Source organism: Acinetobacter sp. YH16038, assembly GCF_013417275.1.
GTDB lineage: Bacteria > Pseudomonadota > Gammaproteobacteria > Pseudomonadales > Moraxellaceae > Acinetobacter.
Window position 1 is genome coordinate 93,937 of the sequence record NZ_VPEG01000003.1, and the last position, 23,143, is coordinate 117,079.

Genomic DNA, 23,143 nt, shown 5'->3' on the forward strand with positions numbered 1-23,143 from the left:
CTTAATTTGAGCTTTTGAAAGCTTTTTGTTGTTCGGGATTAATTGTAAATTAAGGGAAACTATTTAAGTTAAGCAGGATGGCAAAGAGGAAAATAAAAAAATAGCCTAAGCATATTTTTCACAAATACAAAAGAATTAATCTTCGGCTTTGCGGCTAATCGCTTTCATGATCGCATCCATTTCAAAACCACGATACATTAGAAAACGGATCTGTTTGGCTTTAAGTTTTGGGTCTTTCGTCACTTCTGGACCATATTTTCTAAGCTTCAGTTCATAAGCCTGTTGTACCCAGTCCGTTTCTTTCAGTTCTTCACTGATCAGGGCAGTATCAATTTTTTTGCTTTTCAGCTTCATTTTAATCTGATTGGGACCTTTGCCTTTACGCTTTTGGCTCGATAACATGATTTCAGCGACACGTTGATCACTTTGATAGTTTTCTCTAGATAGTTCCTCAACCAAAGTGACCACTTCATTACGATCTTCTGCATAAAGCGCCAGTTTCTCAATGAGTTCAGCTTTGGAGTATTCTTTACGAGTTAGTACAGCAAAGGCATAAGAACGCAAACGGGTGCCGGTTAGACCGGGTTTCTTCTGCTCTTTATCGGAGTTACCAAATAAGCTGTCTTCCGGATCAAATTCTGGCAAAGTCTGTGGCTCAACAGGTGCAGGAGTGACTGAGTCTTCAGCATCACCAAACTGCTGTTTAATCGCGTCATAGTCCAAAAGTTTGCTGAATTTTGCGTCTGACATATTGATCTCGATAAAAATATCTATTCCATAATAACAAAAACGCCCCGTAGGGCGCTCTGTTATGACGTTCAAGGATTATGCATCCAGAAAGTCTGCTGGTTCTTCTTCGTCTTTATCTTCGACTACTTTGCCTGTAGTAAGCAGTTGCTCACGGATCAGTTTTTCAATAGTATCCGCCAGCTCTTTGTGTTCTTCCAGATAACGGATGGTATTGTTCTTACCTTGGCCAATCTTGTCGCCTTGATATGAATACCATGCACCCGCTTTCTGAACAATTTCTTGCTGTACTGCAAGGTCAATCAGTTCACCAAGATGGTTAACACCTTTACCATACAGAATCTGGAACAGAGCTTCTCTGAATGGAGGTGCCATTTTATTTTTCACAACTTTGACTTTGGTTTCAGAACCTACAATCTCATCGCCTTCTTTTACCTGACCGATACGGCGAATATCCAGACGTACCGAAGCGTAGAATTTAAGTGCATTACCACCAGTAGTCGTTTCTGGGCTACCGAACATTACACCAATCTTCATACGGATCTGGTTAATGAAGATCACCATACAGTTTGAACGCTTGGCATTACCGGTAATTTTACGCAGTGCCTGGCTCATCAAACGTGCTTGCAGACCCATATGTGAGTCACCCATTTCGCCTTCAATCTCTGCGCGAGGGGTCAAGGCAGCAACAGAGTCGACTACGATCAGGTCAATCGCACCAGAACGCACCAGCATGTCAGCGATTTCAAGTGCCTGTTCACCGTTGTCTGGCTGAGAAACCAGCAGGTTATCAATATCTACACCGAGTTTACGGGCATATTGAGGATCAAGCGCGTGCTCGGCATCGATGAATGCACATGTACCGCCAGCTTTTTGACATTCAGCAATCGCTTGCAATGTCATTGTGGTCTTACCTGAAGATTCAGGACCATAAATCTCGATAATACGGCCTTTCGGTAAACCACCAATACCGAGTGCGATATCAAGCGTTAAAGAACCTGTAGATACAGCTTCAACTGCTTGCACGGTATTGTCACCAAGACGCATCACTGTGTTTTTACCAAACTGTTTTTCAATCTGGCTTAAGGCAGCGTTGAGCGCCTTGTTTTTATTCTCATCCATCTTACAACCTCAATACGATGTCACAAACTTAGTACTCAAGTGGATGTCTTACATTAGAGCTTCGTTCCACAGGAATATAGTGACAGAAATTTCCCTTGTGTTCTATAAAATCCAGCAGTGTTACGACACATGCTGACGCTTGAATTTAATCATCATTATATGACCAATGTTGATCAAAGTTCTGACTATTTTCATTCTTGAATCGACTGATGTCTCGACGATCTTTTTTGCTTGGCCGATGATCGGGACGCGCTAGATTATGCAACTTTCTTTGTGATGCAATCAATTCCCGGCGAGCGATACTGACTTCAGTTTCTTCATACAGTTTCTGTGCCACAGGTGCAGGACCACGAACATCAGAAAGTTCTTTTACAACTACGGTTTTTTTGTCGATACCTTGCTGAATCGTCAACTCCATACCCACACGGACTTCGCGAGATACTTTTACACGCTCACCATTATGATGGACTTTACCGCCCTCAATAGCATTCTTGGCAATGGAACGGGTTTTAAAAAAACGTGCCGCCCACAGCCATTTATCTATACGCATGCCTACCGCATCTTCGGGTAAAGACGATTTACGCATATTGCTTGTTTACCTCAGACTGATTTAAATGAGTGATTAAATCTGTTAATTGGTGCAGCATCGGGTAATTGCAAGTCTGGCGTGCAACTTTACTGGAAGAAGGTTGCTGGATGCAGAACAGGTTCTGGATGCCATAAGCCTTGGCGCCATTCAGGACTTTTTCGGTATCATCAATAAAATAGACCTGCTCAGGATCAAAGGGGTGCAAAGCATTCAGACCTTGCCAGAATTCTACAAATTCCTTGGCATGTCCAATGCTTTCCGAGCTGACAATGACATTGAAATAATCTTTGAGATTCAGATGATCCAGTTTGAAGGCGAGTCCTGCACAGTCGGCATTGGTGGCAAGCCAGATCGGATAGCCATTATTTTTAAGATAATCGAGTAATTCGAGGCAATAAGGGCGTAAGCTAACTTTATCTTTATGCTCAATTTGCATGGCCAGAACATCGACTTCGACTTTAGCCGTCCAGAAGCGAGAAGAGTACCAGTTTAGGGTATGATTATGTTGCTGATAGAATGCATAAAGCGTTTCGCGGCTCTGTTCCAGACTACAGCCATGTGTTTCAGCATAACGGACCGGTAATAACTCGTTCCAGATGAAATCATCGTAGGCAAGATCAAGTAAAGTTCCGTCCATATCAAAAATGACAGGCGGTTTTTCTGAGCAATTCGACATATAAGGTTTTCTATGTTTAAAGCGACAATAGCACCACAAGATCCGATGATTTTGCAGTTTGTGCCCATTTTGACACAGGCCTGTGAAATTTTGCGAGAAGAATATCAGCGTTATTGTTCAGGTGCTGCGTTTGATATTGTCAAGAAAAGTGATGATTCTCCTGTGACCCAGGCAGACTATCGGGTGAATAGTTATTTAACCCAAGCTTTAGCGGAAATCTCAGAATTGCCTTTATTGTCAGAAGAGGGGCAGCAGGATCAGCGTCATGCCTGGACAGACTTCTGGTTGCTTGATCCTCTGGATGGCACCAAAGAGTTTTTGCATCAGCGCCCAGAATTCACTATTAACTTGAGTCTGGTCAGAGGCAGTCTGACTACCTTTGCGATTCTGGCGGTTCCTGCGCAGCAGCTAATTTATTTCTGTCCTGAAGAAGGCTTGCCGATTAAATACGATATTCAGAATCAGGCATGGTTTGGCTATGAGTCAGCTACCGATCATCAGGATGTCTTTGTCGGTCTGAGTCAGAGCAGTCAGCAGAAGCCAAAATATATCGAGTATCTGCAAAGTCTGGCTAAACTTAGCGCGTACACCGAGTTCAAGGCAGGAAGTGCCTATAAATTCTGCATGATCCTTGAAGACCGGGTAGATATTTATCCTCGTTTCCATCCAACCTCTGAGTGGGATACCAGTGCCGGTCAATGCATGCTCGAGCGGATTGGCGGAGGGTTGGTTGATCTGGAAGGTCGGCCATTCATCTACAACCAGCGCAAGACCTTACTGAATGGCGGATTTATCGCCTATAAGAATGAAGCTATGAAAATACTAGCCTTACAGGCACTGGCGGACATGCAAGACAATGATTGAGCTCATAGCCGTTCATGGTATAGTGAGGAAGATTCCGTTGATAGATCAGTTGGCAAGATTGTGGCATTAAAACTGCTTCCACCAAGTATGCTCAGTGCAATAGATTTATTGCCTGATACCAAGACACCTGTGACTCTGTTTACGCGGCATTCTCTGCGTGAAGATGTCGCTGGTCAGGGACTGGCAGGGTATGATTTGCAGTTGACGCCGCAAGGACGTGATCTGGCGCAGGAATGGGGCGCTTATCTGGTCAATCAGACAGATCGGCATATCCAGCATTGTATATCGAGTCCGATTCAGCGCTGCGTAGATACCGCAGCATTGATGATCGAGGGGGCAGATGCAACGGATAAAGCACCGCATACCCATAAGATTGAAATCGTGGAACAGGGTTTGCTAGTTGAGCCAGGCAGCTTTGTACTGGATATTCAAAAAGCAGGGCCATATTTCAAAAAGCAGGGGGCATTGGGCTTTATTAATAGCTTCGTCAATAATGCCTTGCCCGGAATGAAACATCCAATTAATGGCGTAGTGGATGTACTGGAATTGATTTATAACACTCATCCGAAAACGCCGTATGGACTCAGTCTGGCGGTCAGTCATGACACCATTCTGGCAGCGATGATTGCAGTGATGTCTGGGCATCAGGAAGTCAGCCGTGAAGACTGGCCGAAAATGATGGAAGGTCTGTTTGTCTGGTTTGAAGGTGATGTATTTGAGGAATCTAAACTAAAATGGATCTGGCGGGGCAAAGTGCATGAGCTGGATATTTCCCAATTTCAGAATACCGAATTAAAGGTCAATAAATAATTCAAAGGCTCAATCATTTAGGTTGAGCTTTTTACATTTATCGTATGAAAGTGAAATAGAGTAATGATGAAATATCACTATGCTGATATTTAAACCAATTTTGGAAGCATAGGAGTTATCATGAAAATAATCACAATTTTAAGTCTGGTCGTTATGCTGGGATTAACTGCCTGTCAGCGTGATACAGACAATGCGCAGCAAGATCAGACCACAACACCTCATTCTATGGATAAGGATGAATAGTTTATTCTGTTTTTGTCTAAGTAAAAGATTTCTATGACTAGAATTGGGAATAATCTGGTATTCGTCATTCTTTATTGTTGATTTGGTATTAAATTTCAGGCACAAAAAAAGCCCTAAAAGGGCTTCTTTTGATTTGCGATTAGTTAGAAGCTAATGCTTTAACTTGCGCGTTCAAACGGCTCTTATGACGAGCTGCTTTATTTTTATGGATGATACCTTTGTCAGCCATACGGTCGATTACTGGAACAGCTTTTTTGTAAGCTTCAGTAGCAACAGCATAGTCGCCAGCAGCAATAGCAGCTACTGTACGTTTAAGATATGTACGAACCATAGAACGCAAGCTTGCGTTGTGTTTGCGTGCTTTAACGTTTTGACGAGCACGTTTTTTTGCTTGAGCAGAGTTTGCCACTCGTGCACTCCTTGAAATAGATTGGTCTGGGCGGGCTGAAACTCAACTGAAAACCACATCAGAAGAACTATCACCAGCCCGTAAACAAGTGCCATATTTTGAGGAAACTATGGGCTTAAGTCAAGTCTTGACATGCTTTGACAACATTTTAGTTGCAGAAAAATTCTAAAGAAAACGTTAGATTAGTATCTAAGCAGGGAGATCGTACAAAAAATGACTAAAACCATTACATATCCTATCGTGATTGGCGCTACAGGCTTGGTCGGAAAGACTTTGGTACAACAGCTGGTAAATGAACCTAGTTGTAAGCGTATTAGCGTCATCGTGCGTAAACATCAACCAGAATTTGAACAGTGGCACAAGGTCAAGCAGGTGGTCGTTGAGGATTTCTTAATGCTCAATGATCAGGATGTCAGTGGCCATACTCATGCCTTTAGCTGTCTGGGTACCACGCTAAAGAAAGCCGGCTCCAAAGAAGCTTTTTATAATACCGATTACACCATCAACGCCCATTTTGCCGAACTGGTGCAGCAAACGGATGCTCATTATCTGTTGATTAGTGCGATGGGTGCCAATTCAAAATCCAGACTGTTCTATAACCGGGTAAAGGGTGAATTAGAGGATTATATCCAGACCTTGTCTCTGGAGCGTATCAGCTTATTCCGACCTTCTTTGTTGATTGGTGAGCGAGATCATCAGCGTTTACTGGAAGATGCGGCACAGAACCTGTTTGACAAGTTTTCGCATTTCATCCCCGATTCTTTTAAATACAAGCCAGTGACAGCAGAGCAGGTGGCTCATACTATGGTATATGCAGCACTGAATCAGACTGTGAAATTTGAAATTTATGATAATTTAGCCATACAAAAAATGAAATGAGGGTAAAAAATCGTGTCCAGCGTACCATTTGTAACTTGTGACCTGCTTGATGACAATCCGGATAAAGACCTGCAGGTAGTCACCCCATGCCTAGATGGCAAATTCTTTAGAAGCTATGGTGCACGTAAAAGCTTTGGCGGCCAGATTGTGACCGTAAAATGCTTTGAAGATAACTCTCGCGTAAAAGAGTTATTGGCGACAGATGGTTCCGGCAAGGTTCTGGTTGTAGATGGTGGTGCTTCGATGCGCTGTGCATTGATGGGTGACCTGATTGCTGAATCTGCGGTGAAAAACCACTGGAATGGTGTGATTATCTACGGCTGTGTCCGTGATGTCGATGCGATTGCTGAGCTTGATCTTGGTGTACATGCTTTAGCTTCTATTCCTCAAAAGAGCAACCGTAAGGGGATTGGTGAGGTAGATGTGCCGCTTTATTTTGGTGGCGTGACCTTTAAATCAGGCGAGTATGTCTATGCTGATAACAACGGCATTGTCCTGTCCAAAGAGCAACTGGTGGACTAATTCCGGTTATTGAAAATATACAAAAACAAGCTATACCGTGGAAGTCAGGCAGTTTAGATTGCTGCTTTCACGGTTTGAAAATAATAAAGAGGACAGACGATATGTTAGGCCATCAGATTAAAGTAGCACAGGCATTGGCATCCGCATTTCTGGAAGGTGGACGTGGTACGACCGGGACACCATTTCCGAATCAGCCTGAAAAGCCTCTCAAGCTTTATGAATATGAAGGATCACCATTTTGTCGTCGTGTTCGTGAGGTGATGACTTTACTGAACCTCGATTATGAAGTGTATCCATGCCCACGAGGCGGTAAACGCTTTCGTCCCGAAGTGAAACAGCAAGGTGGCAAACTTCAATTTCCATTTTTAGTAGATGAAAATACCGGAGATAAGCTATACGAATCTCAAGATATTATTCATCACCTGTTTAAGCATTATGGCAAGACAGGTAAGACTCCAGCCAAATATTCAAATTATCCAAAAGTGCCGGTTGCTGCCATTGCAGGTACGATGGTGAATGGTCTACGTGGTGGCATGGCTAAACCGTTGTCGAAGAATAGCCCTGCGCCTGAACAGCTTCTTGAGCTGTGGGGCTTTGAAGCCAGTCCATATACCCGTATTGTCCGTGGCGTATTGTCTGAACTGGAAATCCCTTACATCTATCATAATGTGGCAAAAGAACGTTGGCAGGATCAAGGTCTGGCAAAACTGCGTTTAAAACCGGGGAAATATGAACCTTTACCGGGTGGTAAGCGTGAACAGGTCTTAAAAGTAATGGGAGATAATATTCAGGTTCCTTATCTCGTTGACCCAAATACCAATACAAAGATGTTTGAGTCCAAAGATATTGTGGAGTATTTGAAGCAGCAATACGGTTCTGAGAAGAAAAGCAGAAAATAAACTGCTCCTAATATTTGGAAGATAAAAAATTGCCATCTGAAAATAGATGGCATTTTTATGGTTTATAAATTTGAATTTTCCAAGAACAAGAACTCTGCTTTCAAAATTATTCATACTTAGAGCTACTCACAATAAAGTTAAAAAAACTCATGATTTTTCTTCTTTTTTTGTTTATATTTTAATTTCAATGGGGTAATAAGAATAACGATAAGGGGTGTGCTTATGACAGCACAAGACGCCGTACTACCGGTACCTGTATTAATTGTTGAAGACGAATATGTCATTCAGTGCCGTTTAAAAAATATTTTGAAGGATCTGGGATATAGTGATGAGGTATTGCTGTTCGCCAATAATGTCAGGGAAGCCGAATATCTTCTGCAACAAGAACCGTTCTGTTTAGCACTGATTGATCTTGGACTGCCAGATGGAAATGGCATTTCCATTATTGAAAAAATACATGAGCTCGGTTCACAAACCTTAATACTAGTGGTATCTGCCTGGAGCACTCAGGATAGCTTGTTAAAAGCAATTAAGGCGGGAGCAACCGGTTATGTACTCAAGGAACGCGATGATACAGAAGTGAGTCTCGCAATTCGTAGTATTTTGCGTGGCGGTGCACCCATTGATCCTTTTATTGCACGGGAAATTCTCAAGCAGATTTCCAGTTCAGAGCCATCTTCCTCTTTGGAGCAGATCGTACTTGATCCTGAACAGGAAAGCTTGACTCAACGGGAAAAAGAAATTCTTTCATTGGTGGCACAGGGACTCAGCAATCGTGAAATTGCTGATGAACTCTGCGTGTCACGTTATACCGTAGAGAGTCATATCAAGCATATTTACCGCAAGCTCTCTGTCAGCAAGCGAACCAAAGCAGTCAGCACAGCACGGCATTTAGGTATTCTTTAGTGCAAACGCTATCTATTAGCAAGATGGTTGGACAAAGATTAAGGCTCTTCGCTCTATTAATGATAGGGAGCTGGCTGAGCCTATTCTCTTGCATCAGCTTGGCACAGAATAATTTTCAGATTAACGAGCTTTGTCAGGTGAACATTGAACAGCAACAAAAAGTTCAAGTCCCAAGTCATCTCGAAATTCCGGATGCGGGCTGGCAACCTGTAACATTGCCGGATAACTGGAAAAATAACTGGCCGAAATATAATGGGGGTGCCTGGTATAAAATTCGCTGGGGCTGGTCTTGTCAGGACAATATACGTCTCGCTGAACCCATTGTTTTTGGTATTGATTATCTGAACTCTGCTGGAGCTGTTTTCCTGAATGATGATCTGCTGTGGTCGGATCAAAACCTGCAAGAGCCTTTGTCTAAAAGCTGGAATGTACCACGTTACTGGATTTTGCCCATTGCGGGCTTGAAGCAGACAGACAATGAACTGCTGATTTATGTACGAGGCTATAGTTTCCAGGGTGCAGGGCTTGGCAGAATTGAATTTCACAACATCATGGCCAATGACCAGCATTACTCAAAAAAGATCTGGGATCGCCGTACGCTCTTTCAGATCAATATGATTCTATCCGGTACGATTGGAGTCATTAGCCTGATTATCTGGCTATTCCGACGTTCAGAAACCACTTTTGGCTGGCTGGCGTTGAGTTCATTATTGTGGATTCTGTTTATCTCCAATGTATTAACCACAGAGAATTTTCCTTTTCCCTCCAGTATATGGGCCGGTAAAGCCAATCTGATTTTCTTTATCCTCTATATGCACTGTTTTTGTCTGTATCTAATTCGGTTCTTGAAGCAGAAATTTCAGCGTTTGGAGCGGGGACTTATCGGGGTGACTGCTTTATTCAGTCTATTCATCATAGCCAGTTCTTTAGATCATTTAGAAGCAGTGCTAAGTGTTGCTTTTGTCTGCTATGTGCTGCTTTATATTAGTTGTGTCATCTATGTTAGCTACTGGGCAATTAAAACTCGAAATGGCGAATATCTGTTTCTGATGCTTTGTCTGTGGGGAATTTTGCTGTGTGTCATTATAGATCTGATCATTCTGGGTCAAACGGCGGTTAGTGAATTCTCACCTTTATCACCTTATACATCACCGATTATTATCCTGTTTGTCGTGCTAATTATGGGGACACGACTGAATCGTAATATTAAAAAAATCGAAAAATTTAATACGCAGCTGGAATCCAAAGTACGGCAAGTCAGTGCAGATCTAAATAAAAGCCTGAGTGATCAGCATAAGCTGGAACTGGATAATGTGCGTTTGCAGGAACGGATTAATCTGTCACATGAACTGCATGATGGACTAGGTGGCTCGATTGTGCGTTCCATGATTCTGGTGGATCAAAGTACCGAAAACATTTCCAATCGACAGTTTTTATCTATGCTGAAGCTGCTTAGGGATGACCTGCGTCAAATCATCGATAGCGGTTCTTCTATTGACAATAAAGTGCCTGAAACGCCAGTGATCTGGATTGCGCCAGTACGTTACCGATTTACTCAATTGCTGGAAGAAATGGATATCGCCGTAGAATGGTCATTTCCTAAAGTCTGGCAGCGTGAACCTACGGCTTTACAATGTCTGACCCTGATCCGTGTGGTAGAAGAAAGCTTGACCAATATTATCAAGCATAGTCAGGCCACAAAAGTGAGTGTGAGTATGGAATATACACAACCACATCAACTGACTTTAAAAATTCAGGACAATGGTATCGGTTTTAATCCGGAGATGGTGCAGAAAAATGGCATGAGCATTGGTATGCGCAGTATGAAAATGCGTATTGAACGCATGGGTGGAATGCTGGATATTCAGTCTGCGAAAGGCGATACTTGCGTACACGTGGTGATGGAACTCTATCAGCCTTAATCATCTCAAAATTATACATACATAAAAAAGAAGGATCATATGATCCTCTTTTTTTATAGATTTAAAATGACCGAGATATAAAAACTTACTCTTCTTCAGCCGGTGGCACTAGCATCAGTACAGAATCATTCAATAGCTCAGCAACATCCTCCAGTATATCTTCGTCAGCGAAATCTTCATCCAATAAGACACGCGCACCATCAGCAATCTGCTTCAGTTTTGAAGTAAATGCTTCTGAAATACAGATTCTTTCACCATTGGCCCAGAACAAGGTTTCACCGTCTTCTTCTGTATAGAGCAGGCGTGAAGCGGGTTCAAGCATCAGGCTATAGCCCTGATCAAGTGCTTCTTCCAGATCACCTGTGCCAATTTCTTCAGCCTCCGGAATATTCTCTTCATATTTTGGTTCTGACATCAGGCTCATGATGGCGTCTTCAAGCACATTGGAGTTATGCAACTGCTCCATAATTTTGCCTTTCAGATATTCAAGTTCATTGCCTGTGACTTCACCCGCAGCACTAATTTGATCACGAATAATGTCAGTCAATGGATTGCGTAAGACTTCATTTTCCGAAAATTTATCGCCTACACGGTCCATCATGTCACTGACATTTGGCATACGGAAACCAAAAGAGAAAGTCAGACAGTCATCTTCTGCTACGCCGTAATGAGACAGACCGGGTGGAACATACAGCAAATCACCGGGTGCAAGAACTTCATCAAAATGCACATCCATTTCTGGCAATAATTTTAATGGCTGTCCCGGTACAAGTTCGGTCTCGGCATCACACATTTGCCCCAGTTGCCAGCGGCGATGACCATAGCCTTGAACCAGAAAAACATCATAAAAGTCGAAATGTTGACCGACTGAACCACCTTGAGGCGCATAAGACACCATGATGTCATCACGACGCCATTGAGGGATAAAAGCAAACTTTTTCCAGAGTTCAGATAGGTCGAACGAATAGTGATCCACAGCCTGAACCAGCAAAGTCCAGAGCTTAGGCATCTTCTGGAAGTCAGCTTTTAATAAAGGGGATGTCTTGACCGACCACTGATTTGGATCACGATCTTTCTGCTTGATCAGACGTGCAGTGACATTTTCTTCAAGTGCTAGCTCCATGACATCATCAGGCTCTAGCAGGCCTGCGATTTCAGGCATGGCATTACGTACCAGCAGCGGTTTTTTTTGCCAGTATTCGGCAAGGAATTGTTCAGCGGTAATACCGCCTAAAACGTCTAGAGGTAGGGACATGAATAAAGCCTAAAATAAAGGAGATTAAGGAACTAAAATCTTTAGCTCACGCAGAATATTACATAGCTGAATCATCGGCATACCCATCAGGGTAGTTTGATCCTGACCGATCATGGTTTCAAACAGACTAATCCCAAGGCTTTCACATTTAAAACTACCGGCACAATGCAGCGGCTGTTCGATCTCTACATAACGCTCAATTTCCGCTCGAGACAGTTTGCGGAATTTGACTTTATAATGTTCTACCAGCGTACGTTCAAAACCGGTAGATTTCTGCTGAACGCTGAGAGCCGTACTGAAATACACAATCTTGTCCGAATTGGCCTGCAGCTGGCGAATGGCCTTTTCTATTGTTAAAGGCTTACCCATAAAGATATCTGGTGCGCCTTCACGCCAGGCTACCTGATCAGAACCGATCACAATCGCATCAGGATGTTGCTCAGCGACATGACGAGCTTTTTCAAAAGCCAGGCGTTTGGCTAATTCGTCCGCATGATTTTCACCTTGGGGTGATTCATCTATGTCCGGGACGACCGATACGTAATCAAGGCGTAAACGATTCATCAGTTCTTTACGGGTCTGGCTTGAAGAAGCCAAGATGATTTTTGCGGTATTCATTAGACAGCGTATTCTTCTAAAATATGGAGAGGAACATAAGCGAGGACAGCTTTGTGACAGGCTTGCAGCTTGATCGGTGGTGCTTGTCCAGCTTCATAAGCTTCTACCCAGCGTGTGACGCAGATACACCAGAAATCACCAGGTTGCAGTCCAGGAAATCCCAGTTCTGGTAACGGTGTAATCAGGTCATTGCCCACTTTCTGGGAAAAATTCAGAAATTCAGAAGTCATCTGTGCACAGACAGTGTGCTGTCCCAGATCGGTAGGTGCGGTATGACAAAAGCCATTACGGAAATATCCAGTAATGGGATCAAAACAACAGCTCGCCAAAGGCTCGCCCAGAACATTAAGACGGTTAAGATTAGGATCAGGATGTATCGACATAGGTACTGAATCTGGAAGAAGCTTTTTTCTATCATAACAAAACTTTGGCATTCATAATGTTTTCTGCAAAAGATGCTAACCTTTTTCTGCATAATCATTTAAAATCGCCTCGTTTTTAATATCTATAAAGAGAGCTCTACAATGAACTTTCAGCGTATGACTGACCTTGACCTGACGGGTAAACGTGTTCTGATCCGTGAAGATTTAAATGTACCGGTTAAAAATGGTGTAATCACTAGCGATGCGCGTCTACGTGCTGCATTACCAACAATTAAAGCTGCAGTAGAAAAGGGCGCGGCTGTCATGGTGTATTCACACCTTGGTCGTCCAGTTGAAGGTGAGCCGAAGGCTGAACAGTCTCTTGCACCTGTAGCAGCTTATCTGACAGAAGCATTGGGTCAGGAAGTAAAACTTTTCACAGACTATCTGGACGGTGTTGAAGTTCAGCCGGGTCAAGTGGTTTTACTGGAAAACTGCCGTTTCAACGTAGGTGAAAAGAAAAACAATCCTGAACTTGCAGCAAAATATGCAGCACTTTGTGACGTATTCGTGATGGATGCATTTGGTACTGCACACCGTGCAGAAGCATCAACTGAAGGTGTCGCTCGTTTAGCTAAAGTAGCAGCAGCAGGTCCTTTATTGGCAGCTGAGCTAGATGCTCTTGGCCGTGCATTGAAAACGCCTGAAAAACCAATGGTTGCGATCGTTGCGGGTTCTAAAGTTTCTACCAAGCTTGATGTTTTGACTTCATTGTCTGATATCTGTGATCAATTGATCGTCGGTGGTGGTATTGCAAATACGTTCCTTGCAGCTGCTGGCTACAATGTGGGTAAATCATTGTGTGAAAATGACCTGATCGATACAGCGAAAGCCATTGCAGCAAAAGTTTCAGTTCCACTTCCAACTGATGTTGTGGTTGCTGATGCCTCTGAAATCAACTTTGATGACTTCCTGGGTTCATTGGCTGCGGCTAAAGCGACTGTGAAGAAAGTTGAAGACGTTGCTGACAATGACATGATCCTTGACGTTGGTCCAGAAACTGCAAAAGCATTTGCTGAAATCCTGAAAACGTCTAAAACAATTCTTTGGAATGGTCCAGTCGGCGTATTCGAAGTAGATCAGTTCGGTGAAGGTACTAAAGCACTGTCTTTAGCAATTGCTGAATCTGAAGGCTTCTCGATTGCTGGTGGTGGCGATACTTTAGCTGCAATCGACAAATACGAAGTTGCTGACAAAATTGGCTACATCTCGACTGGTGGCGGTGCATTCCTTGAATTCGTTGAAGGCAAAACACTTCCTGCAGTTGCGGTATTATTAGAACGTGCTTAATCGCATGTCCTAATGTAAAAAGCTGGCTTGATGCCAGCTTTTTTATTTTTATCGCTTATTTATTCCAGATCTGTTCATCACTGATTCATTAAAGTGCAATAAAGCTGTCATAAGATGCAGACAATAGAGTATGGAGATGAGATCTTTTGATGAAACAGCACCTCACTTTAGCTGCATTGCTGGCAGCATCTTTTATTTTTACTGCCTGTACCCAGCAGGAAAATACACCAGCCGAGGACGTAGAAAATACAACAGCTGTAAATGAAGAGTTCATTAGTCCGGAACAGCAGGCCGCAATTGATGCAATTGATAAACCGGTTCTGGATGAAAAAAATACAGATGTTCCAGCTGAAATTGCCAATGCACCTGCAGATGCTGCGACTGTAGATCAATCTGTATCAGGCGCTTCCGAGCCTATGACACCATAACTCAGACTATGCAAGTAAAAATCCCTGCTTTTGCAGGGATTTTTTATAAAATATTGTATTTTTTGGCTGTATTGCAATAGTTGAACATGTAGAATATGGCCCATTACCTGGGAGGATATTATGGCTCTTATTTCGATGCGCCAGCTCTTGGATCACGCCGGCGAACATGCTTACGGCGTACCAGCGTTTAACGTAAACAACTTAGAACAAATGCGCGCAATCATGCTCGCAGCAGATGCAACGAATTCACCTGTAATCGTGCAGGCATCTGCAGGTGCTCGCAAATATGCAGGTGCACCATTCTTACGTCACCTTATCTTGGCTGCAGTTGAAGAATGGCCACATATTCCAGTGGTAATGCACCAGGATCATGGTACTAGCCCTGACGTATGTCAACGTTCAATCCAGTTAGGCTTTACTTCAGTCATGATGGACGGCTCACTGGGTGAAGATGGTAAAACACCAACTTCATACGAATACAATGTTGATGTGACTCGCCGTACTGTACAAATGGCACACGCATGTGGCGTTTCAGTAGAAGGTGAGATCGGCTGTCTGGGTAGCCTTGAAACAGGTATGGCAGGCGAAGAAGATGGTGTAGGCGCTGAAGGCGTACTTGACCATTCTCAACTGCTAACTTCAGTTGAAGAAGCTCGTCAATTCGTTGCAGATACCAATGTTGACGCATTAGCCATTGCTGTGGGTACTTCTCACGGTGCATACAAGTTTACTCGTCCACCTACAGGCGATATTCTTGCAATTGACCGCATTAAAGAAATTCATGAAGCACTGCCAAATACTCACCTTGTAATGCACGGTTCAAGCTCTGTGCCACAAGAATGGCTGGCTGTGATTAATCAGTATGGCGGCGACATCAAAGAAACTTATGGTGTTCCTGTTGAGCAACTGGTTGAAGCGATCAAACACGGTGTTCGTAAAATCAACATCGATACTGACTTGCGTTTAGCGTCTACAGGTGCAATGCGCCGTATGATGGCTGAAAAACCAAGCGAATTCGATCCGCGTAAATTCTTCAGCGCAACTGTAGATGCAATGAAGCAAATCTGTATCGACCGTTACGAAGCATTTGGTACTGCAGGTAATGCAGACAAGATTCGTCCAATCTCTTTAGAGAAAATGGTTGAGCGTTATAAATAATTCCTTGTGAATAATTTATAAGAAGAGCCCACAGCGAATGTGGGCTTTTTTATATATAAATAAAGATGAAGAATAAGAGCAGCATATGGAACTGATTTTTATTGCAGCATTATGTAGTGTTGCAGTCTCGATACTCTTAAAAATTGCTAAAAATAGAGGCTTGAGCCCCATCCACATGATTAGCTGGAATTATGTTACAGCCAGCGTATTGTGTTTTTTCTGGTTCAAGCCAGACATCCAGCATATTTCCATGAGTCAGACTCCATGGCTACTGATTCTGGCGCTTGGCGTTTTATTACCGAGTGTCTTCCTGTTTCTGGCCAAGTCATTACAAACAGCAGGGATCTTAAAAACTGAAATTGCCCAGCGATTATCGGTTGTACTATCACTGGCCGCTGCTTATTTCATTTTTCAGGAACAATTTAACCAGCTCAAGATGCTGGGTATTGTCTTAGGCATAAGTTCCGTACTGTGCATTCTATTCTCACACCGTCAGGCATCAGAAAGCTCCAGGCAGGGAATGTTTTTTCTGGGTCTGGTGTGGTTTGGTTATGCACTGATTGATGTCTTGTTGAAATATACCACCAGCCTTGGTCTACAATTTGCTGTGGCACTGAACTTGATGTTTATCTGCGCCATGATTCTGTCGATGATCTATCTGCTGCTGCAATATCGTCATCTGGGTTCTGGCAAGGATATTGGTTTCGGTCTGTTATTGGGTGCGTTGAACTTTGCCAATATTGCTTTTTACGTCAAAGCACACATGATGCTCAAAGATACGCCAGCGATTGTATTTGCGGGCATGAATATTCTGGTGGTGATTTTTGGTGTGATTGCAGGATTGCTCATCTTTAAAGAACGACTCAAACCTGCAAGTGTGATCGGGTTGATTCTAGGTGTGATTAGTGTTGTTTGCCTAGCATATGCAATGTCTGTTTAACATAGGAAGATGCAAATTCAAGCGGATAACGTAACAGGTCTTCTTTTTCAGCCCGTCCAAGCAATAAGCCTGCCTGTTTGCAGTCTGGACAATGCGGATAACGATGCTGGGCATTAGCATAGTGATGTAAATAGATCTTATCGCAGTGTTTGCATTCGAATTTTAAAGAGCTGGATGGTAAAACAGACATGGGTACCTCTAATTGTTATTCTAGTTGGATGTTTGGAGAATAAAGCAAAAATTAGGCCCAAATTGACAAGAAAAGGGGCACTAGACCCCTTTTATAACATAAAATGCTTACAGTTTGGTGAAAATATCTTCAGCTTGCAGACGGGATTTCGGTAATTTGGCATTGAAATCATTTTCACTGCGATAACCTAAAGTAAGCAGTACTGATGGAATCAGGCCCTGTTCAGCTAACTGTAATTCCTCACTCAGAATGTCTTCATCAAAACCACCGATCGGAGTGGCATCAATCCCTTCACTTCCTGCAGCTAATAGAATTTGTCCCAGCGCGATAAAGGTCTGGTTTTCTGCCCAGCGCTGAATATCACCTTTTTCATTACGATAATAATGTACATAGCCGGTACGGGTATTCTTTTGACCTTCTTTGGCGCTCTCATCTTTAAAACGACCACTGAGATCATCACGATTTAACAGATTGTCCAGATGTAACTCGTCAATATCGGCTTTGGTACAAAATAAAATGGTATGTGAAGAGTCCAGCACTTTGGGAGCATTGTAGGCATAAGTTCCAACTAGTGCTTTGGCAATACGCTGTTTAGCGGCATCATTGTCGGCAATAAAAAAATGCCAAGGCTGAATGTTAATCGAAGATGGCGTCAGGCGTAAGATTTCTAATAAACGTTCAAATTGTTCTGCTGGAACCTTCTTGTTAGGGTCATAAGCTTTAGTGGTATAACGGGTTTGAGCGATCTTGAGTAAATCCATTGATGGACTCCAATCTTTTGATAAGGCGTTTAGAAATATGCTTTAGGCATCTAGATTTTTCTGATCAAAAGATTATTACAATAAAAACATCATCGGCAAAGTTTATATTTATATAATCTTGAGTGAAATTTTATGAAAAACTAAGAGTTAAATCAGATAAAAAGCAAGCTTTTGTATATTGGCAGTTTCTGGTAACAGGAGTTTAATAAGAACTTCAGGCAATAGCATGCAAGATAGGTGGGCCGATGCAATATACCAATTACTTTAAACGTAAATTAAAGACGCAGCAGCAAATTGGCTTGTGGGTCGGACTGGCTGACGCGTATGGAACAGAAATTGCGGCAAATGCGGGCTATGACTGGCTCTTGATTGATGGTGAGCATGCCCCAAGCGATTTAAGAACAACGCTCTCTCAATTACAGAGTATCGCTGCTTATCCATCTCAAGCTGTAGTACGCCCACCAATCGGCAGTGTACAACTGATCAAGCAGTTACTCGATATTGGCGCACAGACCTTATTGATTCCTATGGTAGAAACTGTGGAGCAGGCCGAATTAATGGTCAAAGCAGTCCGTTATCCACCGGAAGGAATTCGTGGTGTGGGTGCTGCGCTGGCACGTGCGACACGCTGGAACAGTATCCCGAATTATTATCAGACTGCTCATGAAAATATCTGTTTGTTAATTCAGATTGAATCGGTGACAGGTCTGGAAAATCTGGATGAAATCCTCAAGATTGAGGGGATTGATGGTGTATTTATTGGGGCGGTAGATCTTTCAGCGACTATGGGTTATCAGGGGAATCCGAACCATCCTGAAGTACAAAAAGCAGTAGTAGACGCTATTCAGCGGATTCGTGCATCAGGTAAGGCTGCTGGGATTTTATCGACTCAGCATGAAGCTACCCAGAAATATCTGGCGCTTGGAACTGAGTTCGTTGCAGTAGGGGTTGATACCAGTGTTCTGATGAATTCGCTTCGTGAACTTTTGGCGAAATATAAACCTGATGCTGAAGTCATCAAGTCAGAAGGCGGTTATTGATTATAAAAATATCAGAGAGTCGTAAATTGTGGTTTCTCAATATTGATTACTTACATAGAAGATATTTTATAAAAGCTCTGATTTGTCAGAGCTTTTTTATTTACTTTAGCTATAGTAGTTTAAAAAATAAGATGGGTGGGATTGTAAAATGAAACCAGAAGAAATTGATATATTTTTTGAGCAGCAAAAACAGATCCATGAGCAAAAAAACAACAACGTTATCATTTAGGGCAACGTATCTTATTCGTCTTTAATGCTGACTTATACATTGCTTAGTGGATATCTGGCAGTTTTAAACTTTCTTGATTCAGGTGATTTGATCTCTGGCTTTAGTATCATGATGTTGATCGGTTTGTTTTATATGTTGAAATACTTCTTTACTGGACATTCAGATAGGCGAAAAAGCATCTGAAAAATACTACTCTTGACATATGTCATTACAATGTAATTTTGCTATTTGGTCAAAAAAGAGTTATAAGATAATTACTTTAAAGCGAATACTGTTTTCGCTGGTTTATTTTTAGCTGATTGTGATACACGAAAGACAGGTTTTCCTGTTAAAAAAACTCTAGCAAACCCAGAAATAAGATTTATTTTTAGTCTATAGCTCTCCTTGTTTAATCACAAAAAGCTCATATTATGAGTGAATATTTTGAAAAATTTAAATACATGGTCTATCGCGACCGCCATTAATGGTTGTGAAATTCAAGTCAAAGTTGTACCAATGCAACGTCAGCAAAATACCATCAATGGTATGATTATGGTCAATGTGGGCAAGATGATTGAACTTGAAAATGGTGAACAATATCCATTTAATCTGGATGGTAAAAGTTTCTATACTGGTTTTAACCAGTTATACCGTTTAAGTTAAATAAAATATAAAAAGCAACTACTCGCAGTTGCTTTTTTTATGGGTAATACCAGATTTTTAGCTGAATGTTATGAATATCAATATCCGAGCTGCCCAGCTCTAAAATCTCAGCATAATCAGCTTTCCAATCTCCTAAAACAATTCTTTTTTTACCATTTACATCATGGATTGCAGCGCGGTGAGTATGTCCGTGAATTAGCACATCTGCTTCTTTGAGTGCTGCTTCTACCGCAGATGGGTTTACATCCATAACCTCATAGCTTTTCAATTGCTGTGCTTCATGGCTTTTCTTGCGGAAACCGTTGGCGAGTCTGGCTCGAAAGCTAAGAGGCATTTTTCTTAAAAAGCCTAAAATCCAGGGATGACGGATGACTTTTCTGAAACGTTGATAGGACACATCATCGGTACAGAGTGCATCGCCATGTTCGATCCGGTATCGGATCGAACCGATATTTAAACTGGTCATTTCAGGTAAAAGCTGTCCGGAAAATTGATCCAGAAAATCTTGGCCTAAGGCAAAGTCACGGTTACCGACGAGAAAATAGATTTGATTGCCGGCTTGATTAAACTGTTTTAAAGCACTGACGATTTCATCCAGCCAGGGAGCAGTGTAGTCATCTCCAATCCAGGCATTGAACCAGTCGCCCAAAATATACAGTTGGGTATTTTTATGCTGATAAGCTGCCAATAAATCTAAAAACCCCCGAACGAGTCGAGGGTGATCAGGTGACAAATGTAAATCTGAGATAAACAGATAGGTCACGAATCTTTTCCTTATTTTTTAATCCCTCCCGACCTCCCTTTGCAAAAGTGAGGAGAAAAACCATCTTTAAAAATGGTGGTTCCCTCCTTTATTAAAGGAGGGTTAGGGAGAATTTAAAATTACTCAGAAATGATTTTTGCAGATTCGATCACAACGTTCTCTAAAGGAACGTCAGCGTGGTAGCCACGGTTGCCAGTGCGAACGCCTTTGATTGCATCAACAACGTCCATGCCTTCAACTACTTTACCAAATACGGCATAACCCCAACCTTGTGCAGTTTTACCAGTGTGGTTAAGGAAAGAGTTGTTTTTCACGTTAATGAAGAACTGAGCAGAAGCAGAGTGAGGTGCTTGAGTACGTGCCATTGCAATGGTGCCTACATCGTTGCTTAAACCGTTGTCAGCTTCGTTTTCAATCGCATCACGTGTTGCTTTTTCTTTGAAGTTTTCATCCATGCCGCCGCCCTGGATCATGAAACCATCAATAACGCGGTGGAAAATTACGCCGTCATAAAAACCGTCACGTACATATTGCAAGAAGTTAGCTACTGTTTTAGGTGCTTTTTCAGCGTTTAATTCAAGAACAATACGACCTTTATTGGTGTTTAATTCGACTTGAGGAAAACTCATTGTGTAATCTCCTAATCATGGACTAATGCCATGGTTTTTTCTGAATGAAGGAAGCATAAGCAAACTACAATCGACAAGGCAAGCAAAAACATAATTTTCTTTGTTAAAAACATAAAAATCGTATCTTATTTATGCATTGATTTACAAAGTCATTTCTTCTAGATCATGCGTCTTCATAAAGCTTGTCTGACCCTAAGAGCATGCACTGATCTGCTGGCTCAGTCAAAAGCGGATATTTTACGATTTGGTAAGCTATTGTATTTTCCAATTTGAAAATGAACGAATTGAAATCAAATACCTAAGTTAACGGTTGAGAGATCATTCACCTATAGTTAAACTAAAGAACCTTTATTTAGTGAATACAGTTAGACCGCGTGAGCTACTGCATATTCATTAATCCCTTTTTAACTTTAGAAGTGAATGATTAATCATGAAGCCAAATGATGTTGTGACGTCTCTGCCCGACAACCCGACCCAAAATAAGAATGCAGTCGATTCAGCGCAGCAGCAGGAACAACAACCAGGCTTAGACTTTGTACGTCAGGTGATTACTGACGATCTAGCAGCTGGCCGTACCCAGCAAGTGGTCACCCGTTTCCCGCCTGAACCAAATGGTTATTTGCATATTGGTCATGTAAAAGCGATCTGCCTGAACTTCGGTATTGCTGAAGAATTTGGTGGCCTGTGTAACCTGCGTTTTGATGATACCAACCCGGATGCAGAAGAGCAGGAATATGTGGATGGAATTGCCAATGATGTAAAATGGCTAGGTTTCCAGTGGAATGGTGAACCACGCTATGCATCAAGTTATTTTGACCAGTTATATGCATGGGCAATTCAACTGATTGAACAGGGCGATGCCTATGTGGATCTGCAAACTCCGGAAGAGATCAAGCTGAACCGCGGTAACTTTGTAGAGCCAGGTAAAAACTCGCCACAACGCGATGCGACTGTGGAAGAAAACCTCGAGCGTTTCGAAAAAATGCGCACTGGTGAATATGCTGAAGGCGAAGCGGTATTGCGTGCCAAGATAGATATGAACTCGCCAAATGTGCATATGCGTGATCCGATCCTGTATCGTATTCTGCATTCTGCGCATCACCAAACTGGCGATAAATGGAAAATTTATCCAATGTACGACTATGCGCATCCATTATCAGATGCGATTGAAGGCATTACGCATTCACTTTGTACACTGGAATTCCAGGATCACCGTCCATTCTACGACTGGGTGGTGGAAAAAGTTAAATCGCCATCAGTTCCACGTCAATACGAATCTAGCCGTCTGAATGTTGATTACACCATCACGTCTAAACGTAAGCTGCGCAAGCTGGTTGAAGGCGGTTATGTTAACGGGTGGGATGATCCACGTATGCCGACTGTTGTCGGTATGCGCCGTCGTGGTTTCACGCCTGAAGGTCTGCGTGATTTCTGTAAGCGTGTAGGAGTATCTAAAGTCGATGGCAGTATCGTTGATGTAGCAATGCTTGAATATTGCATCCGTCAATCTTTAGAAAATACTGCAGCTCGCGGTATGGCAGTATTGAATCCACTGAAAGTGACTTTAACCAATTTGCCAGCGGATATGGATCTGACTCATTCACGTCATCCAAACGTAGATATGGGCGAACGTATTATTCCGCTCACTTCAGAAATCTATATCGACCATAAAGACTTTGAAGAAGAGCCACCTAAAGGCTTCAAACGCCTAATTCCGGGCGGTGAAGTGCGTCTTCGTCATGCTTATGTCATCAAATGTGATGAAGTGATTAAAGATGCGAACGGTGAAGTGGTTGAATTGAAATGCTCAATCGATCCTGAAACTTTAGGTAAAAATCCTGAAGGCCGTAAAGTAAAAGGTGTAGTTCACTGGGTATCTGCAACCAAAGGTATTCCTGCCGAAGTTCGCATTTACGATCGTCTGTTCACTGAATCTGATCCAGAAACTGGGGATGACTTCCTGGCGAATCTGAACCCTGAATCATTGAAAGTGGTTCAAGCAGTTATTGAGCCTGCGCTGGCTGAGGCAAAACCGGAAGATCGTTTCCAGTTTGAACGTGAAGGCTATTTCGTAGCGGATCAATATGATCATTCAAGCGACAAACCAGTGTTCAACCGTATTCTAGATTTGAAAGACAGCTTTAAACCTGGCAAATAATTTAAGCTAAATCCCTAAAAAGCCCAACTCCG

Annotated in this window: 27 protein-coding genes; 15 read left to right on the plus strand and 12 right to left on the minus strand. The window is 42.4% G+C overall.

All coding sequences use genetic code 11. The features are described from left to right. Positions 1-135: 135 nt before the first annotated feature. From FTV34_RS01070 to FTV34_RS01085, 4 genes are all read right to left on the minus strand, one after another. Entirely contained in the window at positions 136-750 is a 615-nt protein-coding gene (locus tag FTV34_RS01070; RefSeq protein ID WP_180053924.1) for a regulatory protein RecX, read from the minus strand. A gap of 75 nt (positions 751-825) precedes the next feature. After that, positions 826-1,869 carry a recombinase RecA gene (gene recA, locus FTV34_RS01075; RefSeq protein WP_004786150.1) on the minus strand — a complete coding sequence of 348 codons (1,044 nt, stop codon included), beginning with the start codon at positions 1,867-1,869 and terminating at the stop codon, positions 826-828. A gap of 145 nt (positions 1,870-2,014) precedes the next feature. After that, positions 2,015-2,455, minus strand: a complete 441-nt coding sequence (locus tag FTV34_RS01080; RefSeq protein WP_004786147.1) for an RNA-binding S4 domain-containing protein — start codon at positions 2,453-2,455, stop codon at positions 2,015-2,017. Then, the gene (locus tag FTV34_RS01085; protein ID WP_004786146.1) at positions 2,448-3,134 is read right to left on the minus strand and encodes an HAD hydrolase-like protein; all 687 of its coding nucleotides are present in this window, start codon (positions 3,132-3,134) and stop codon (positions 2,448-2,450) included. Before FTV34_RS01085 ends, FTV34_RS01080 begins: the two co-directional genes overlap by 8 nt. A 12-nt stretch (positions 3,135-3,146) precedes the next feature. On the opposite strand from FTV34_RS01085, the gene FTV34_RS01090 reads away from it, so the two are divergent. The 3 genes from FTV34_RS01090 to FTV34_RS17880 all read left to right on the plus strand — a co-directional run bounded on the left by FTV34_RS01090 (position 3,147) and on the right by FTV34_RS17880 (position 5,051). Continuing rightward, positions 3,147-3,998: a 3'(2'),5'-bisphosphate nucleotidase CysQ gene (locus FTV34_RS01090; protein ID WP_180068508.1), complete on the plus strand. Its 852-nt coding sequence runs from the start codon at positions 3,147-3,149 to the stop codon at positions 3,996-3,998. A gap of 60 nt (positions 3,999-4,058) precedes the next feature. After that, entirely contained in the window at positions 4,059-4,808 is a 750-nt protein-coding gene (locus tag FTV34_RS01095; protein ID WP_180068510.1) for a histidine phosphatase family protein, read from the plus strand. 120 nt (positions 4,809-4,928) lie between these two features. After that, positions 4,929-5,051: a hypothetical protein gene (locus FTV34_RS17880; RefSeq protein ID WP_004786141.1), complete on the plus strand. Its 123-nt coding sequence runs from the start codon at positions 4,929-4,931 to the stop codon at positions 5,049-5,051. Positions 5,052-5,190: 139 nt separating this feature from the next. On the opposite strand, the gene rpsT is transcribed toward FTV34_RS17880, so the two are convergent. Beyond that, the gene (rpsT, locus tag FTV34_RS01100) at positions 5,191-5,460 is read right to left on the minus strand and encodes a 30S ribosomal protein S20 (RefSeq protein WP_004786139.1); all 270 of its coding nucleotides are present in this window, start codon (positions 5,458-5,460) and stop codon (positions 5,191-5,193) included. 213 nt (positions 5,461-5,673) lie between these two features. Here rpsT and FTV34_RS01105 point away from each other — a divergent pair, with 213 nt between their 5' ends. The 5 genes from FTV34_RS01105 to FTV34_RS01125 all read left to right on the plus strand — a co-directional run bounded on the left by FTV34_RS01105 (position 5,674) and on the right by FTV34_RS01125 (position 10,588). Beyond that, positions 5,674-6,339, plus strand: a complete 666-nt coding sequence (locus tag FTV34_RS01105; protein WP_034702612.1) for an NAD-dependent epimerase/dehydratase family protein — start codon at positions 5,674-5,676, stop codon at positions 6,337-6,339. Between the two features lie 12 nt (positions 6,340-6,351). After that, positions 6,352-6,861, plus strand: a complete 510-nt coding sequence (gene rraA, locus FTV34_RS01110; RefSeq protein WP_180003107.1) for a ribonuclease E activity regulator RraA — start codon at positions 6,352-6,354, stop codon at positions 6,859-6,861. Positions 6,862-6,962: 101 nt separating this feature from the next. After that, a complete protein-coding gene (locus tag FTV34_RS01115) occupies positions 6,963-7,760 on the plus strand; it encodes a glutathione S-transferase N-terminal domain-containing protein (protein WP_180068511.1) in 798 nt (265 codons plus the stop codon). Positions 7,761-7,982: 222 nt separating this feature from the next. Continuing rightward, positions 7,983-8,666, plus strand: coding sequence for a response regulator transcription factor (locus tag FTV34_RS01120; protein ID WP_034702603.1), 684 nt, complete (start codon positions 7,983-7,985; stop codon positions 8,664-8,666). A 59-nt stretch (positions 8,667-8,725) separates the two neighbouring features. Continuing rightward, complete coding sequence (locus tag FTV34_RS01125; protein ID WP_180068512.1) at positions 8,726-10,588, plus strand: ATP-binding protein; 1,863 nt, start codon at positions 8,726-8,728, stop codon at positions 10,586-10,588. Between the two features lie 85 nt (positions 10,589-10,673). Here FTV34_RS01125 and FTV34_RS01130 read toward each other — a convergent pair whose 3' ends face one another. From FTV34_RS01130 to FTV34_RS01140, 3 genes are read right to left on the minus strand one after another with little or no spacing between them, the layout of a single operon-like run. Then, entirely contained in the window at positions 10,674-11,843 is a 1,170-nt protein-coding gene (locus tag FTV34_RS01130) for a cupin domain-containing protein (protein ID WP_180068514.1), read from the minus strand. A gap of 24 nt (positions 11,844-11,867) precedes the next feature. Next, on the minus strand, positions 11,868-12,461 hold the full coding sequence (locus FTV34_RS01135; RefSeq protein WP_180068516.1) for a nucleoside triphosphate pyrophosphatase: 594 nt from the start codon (positions 12,459-12,461) through the stop codon (positions 11,868-11,870). Further along, a complete protein-coding gene (locus FTV34_RS01140) occupies positions 12,461-12,844 on the minus strand; it encodes a DUF2237 family protein (protein WP_034170328.1) in 384 nt (127 codons plus the stop codon). Before FTV34_RS01140 ends, FTV34_RS01135 begins: the two co-directional genes overlap by 1 nt. 141 nt (positions 12,845-12,985) lie before the next feature. Here FTV34_RS01140 and FTV34_RS01145 point away from each other — a divergent pair, with 141 nt between their 5' ends. From FTV34_RS01145 to FTV34_RS01160, 4 genes are all read left to right on the plus strand, one after another. Continuing rightward, entirely contained in the window at positions 12,986-14,173 is a 1,188-nt protein-coding gene (locus FTV34_RS01145) for a phosphoglycerate kinase (RefSeq protein WP_034702596.1), read from the plus strand. Positions 14,174-14,322: 149 nt separating this feature from the next. Continuing rightward, positions 14,323-14,601: a hypothetical protein gene (locus tag FTV34_RS01150; protein WP_180003184.1), complete on the plus strand. Its 279-nt coding sequence runs from the start codon at positions 14,323-14,325 to the stop codon at positions 14,599-14,601. Positions 14,602-14,721: 120 nt separating this feature from the next. Further along, positions 14,722-15,759: a class II fructose-bisphosphate aldolase gene (gene fba, locus FTV34_RS01155; RefSeq protein ID WP_104426189.1), complete on the plus strand. Its 1,038-nt coding sequence runs from the start codon at positions 14,722-14,724 to the stop codon at positions 15,757-15,759. Between the two features lie 85 nt (positions 15,760-15,844). Beyond that, positions 15,845-16,699, plus strand: coding sequence for a DMT family transporter (locus FTV34_RS01160; RefSeq protein ID WP_034702593.1), 855 nt, complete (start codon positions 15,845-15,847; stop codon positions 16,697-16,699). On the opposite strand, the gene FTV34_RS01165 is transcribed toward FTV34_RS01160, so the two are convergent. Together FTV34_RS01165 and nfsB are read right to left on the minus strand one after the other, a co-directional pair. Further along, on the minus strand, positions 16,662-16,889 hold the full coding sequence (locus tag FTV34_RS01165) for a hypothetical protein (protein ID WP_004786112.1): 228 nt from the start codon (positions 16,887-16,889) through the stop codon (positions 16,662-16,664). The two genes, FTV34_RS01160 and FTV34_RS01165, sit on opposite strands and share 38 nt — an antisense overlap. A gap of 107 nt (positions 16,890-16,996) precedes the next feature. After that, a complete protein-coding gene (nfsB, locus tag FTV34_RS01170; protein WP_166136614.1) occupies positions 16,997-17,650 on the minus strand; it encodes an oxygen-insensitive NAD(P)H nitroreductase in 654 nt (217 codons plus the stop codon). Between the two features lie 245 nt (positions 17,651-17,895). Between nfsB and hpaI the strand changes: the two genes are divergently transcribed. Together hpaI and FTV34_RS01180 are read left to right on the plus strand one after the other, a co-directional pair. Beyond that, entirely contained in the window at positions 17,896-18,690 is a 795-nt protein-coding gene (hpaI, locus tag FTV34_RS01175; RefSeq protein WP_125278322.1) for a 4-hydroxy-2-oxoheptanedioate aldolase, read from the plus strand. Between the two features lie 652 nt (positions 18,691-19,342). Further along, positions 19,343-19,561 carry a hypothetical protein gene (locus tag FTV34_RS01180; RefSeq protein ID WP_004786100.1) on the plus strand — a complete coding sequence of 73 codons (219 nt, stop codon included), beginning with the start codon at positions 19,343-19,345 and terminating at the stop codon, positions 19,559-19,561. 37 nt (positions 19,562-19,598) lie between these two features. Here FTV34_RS01180 and FTV34_RS01185 read toward each other — a convergent pair whose 3' ends face one another. Both FTV34_RS01185 and FTV34_RS01190 read right to left on the minus strand, forming a co-directional pair. Continuing rightward, positions 19,599-20,324, minus strand: coding sequence for a UDP-2,3-diacylglucosamine diphosphatase (locus FTV34_RS01185; protein WP_180068518.1), 726 nt, complete (start codon positions 20,322-20,324; stop codon positions 19,599-19,601). Between the two features lie 119 nt (positions 20,325-20,443). Then, the gene (locus tag FTV34_RS01190; protein ID WP_004786097.1) at positions 20,444-20,953 is read right to left on the minus strand and encodes a peptidylprolyl isomerase; all 510 of its coding nucleotides are present in this window, start codon (positions 20,951-20,953) and stop codon (positions 20,444-20,446) included. A 430-nt stretch (positions 20,954-21,383) separates the two neighbouring features. Here FTV34_RS01190 and FTV34_RS01195 point away from each other — a divergent pair, with 430 nt between their 5' ends. Beyond that, on the plus strand, positions 21,384-23,111 hold the full coding sequence (locus FTV34_RS01195; RefSeq protein WP_180003190.1) for a glutamine--tRNA ligase/YqeY domain fusion protein: 1,728 nt from the start codon (positions 21,384-21,386) through the stop codon (positions 23,109-23,111). Positions 23,112-23,143 lie beyond the last annotated feature (32 nt).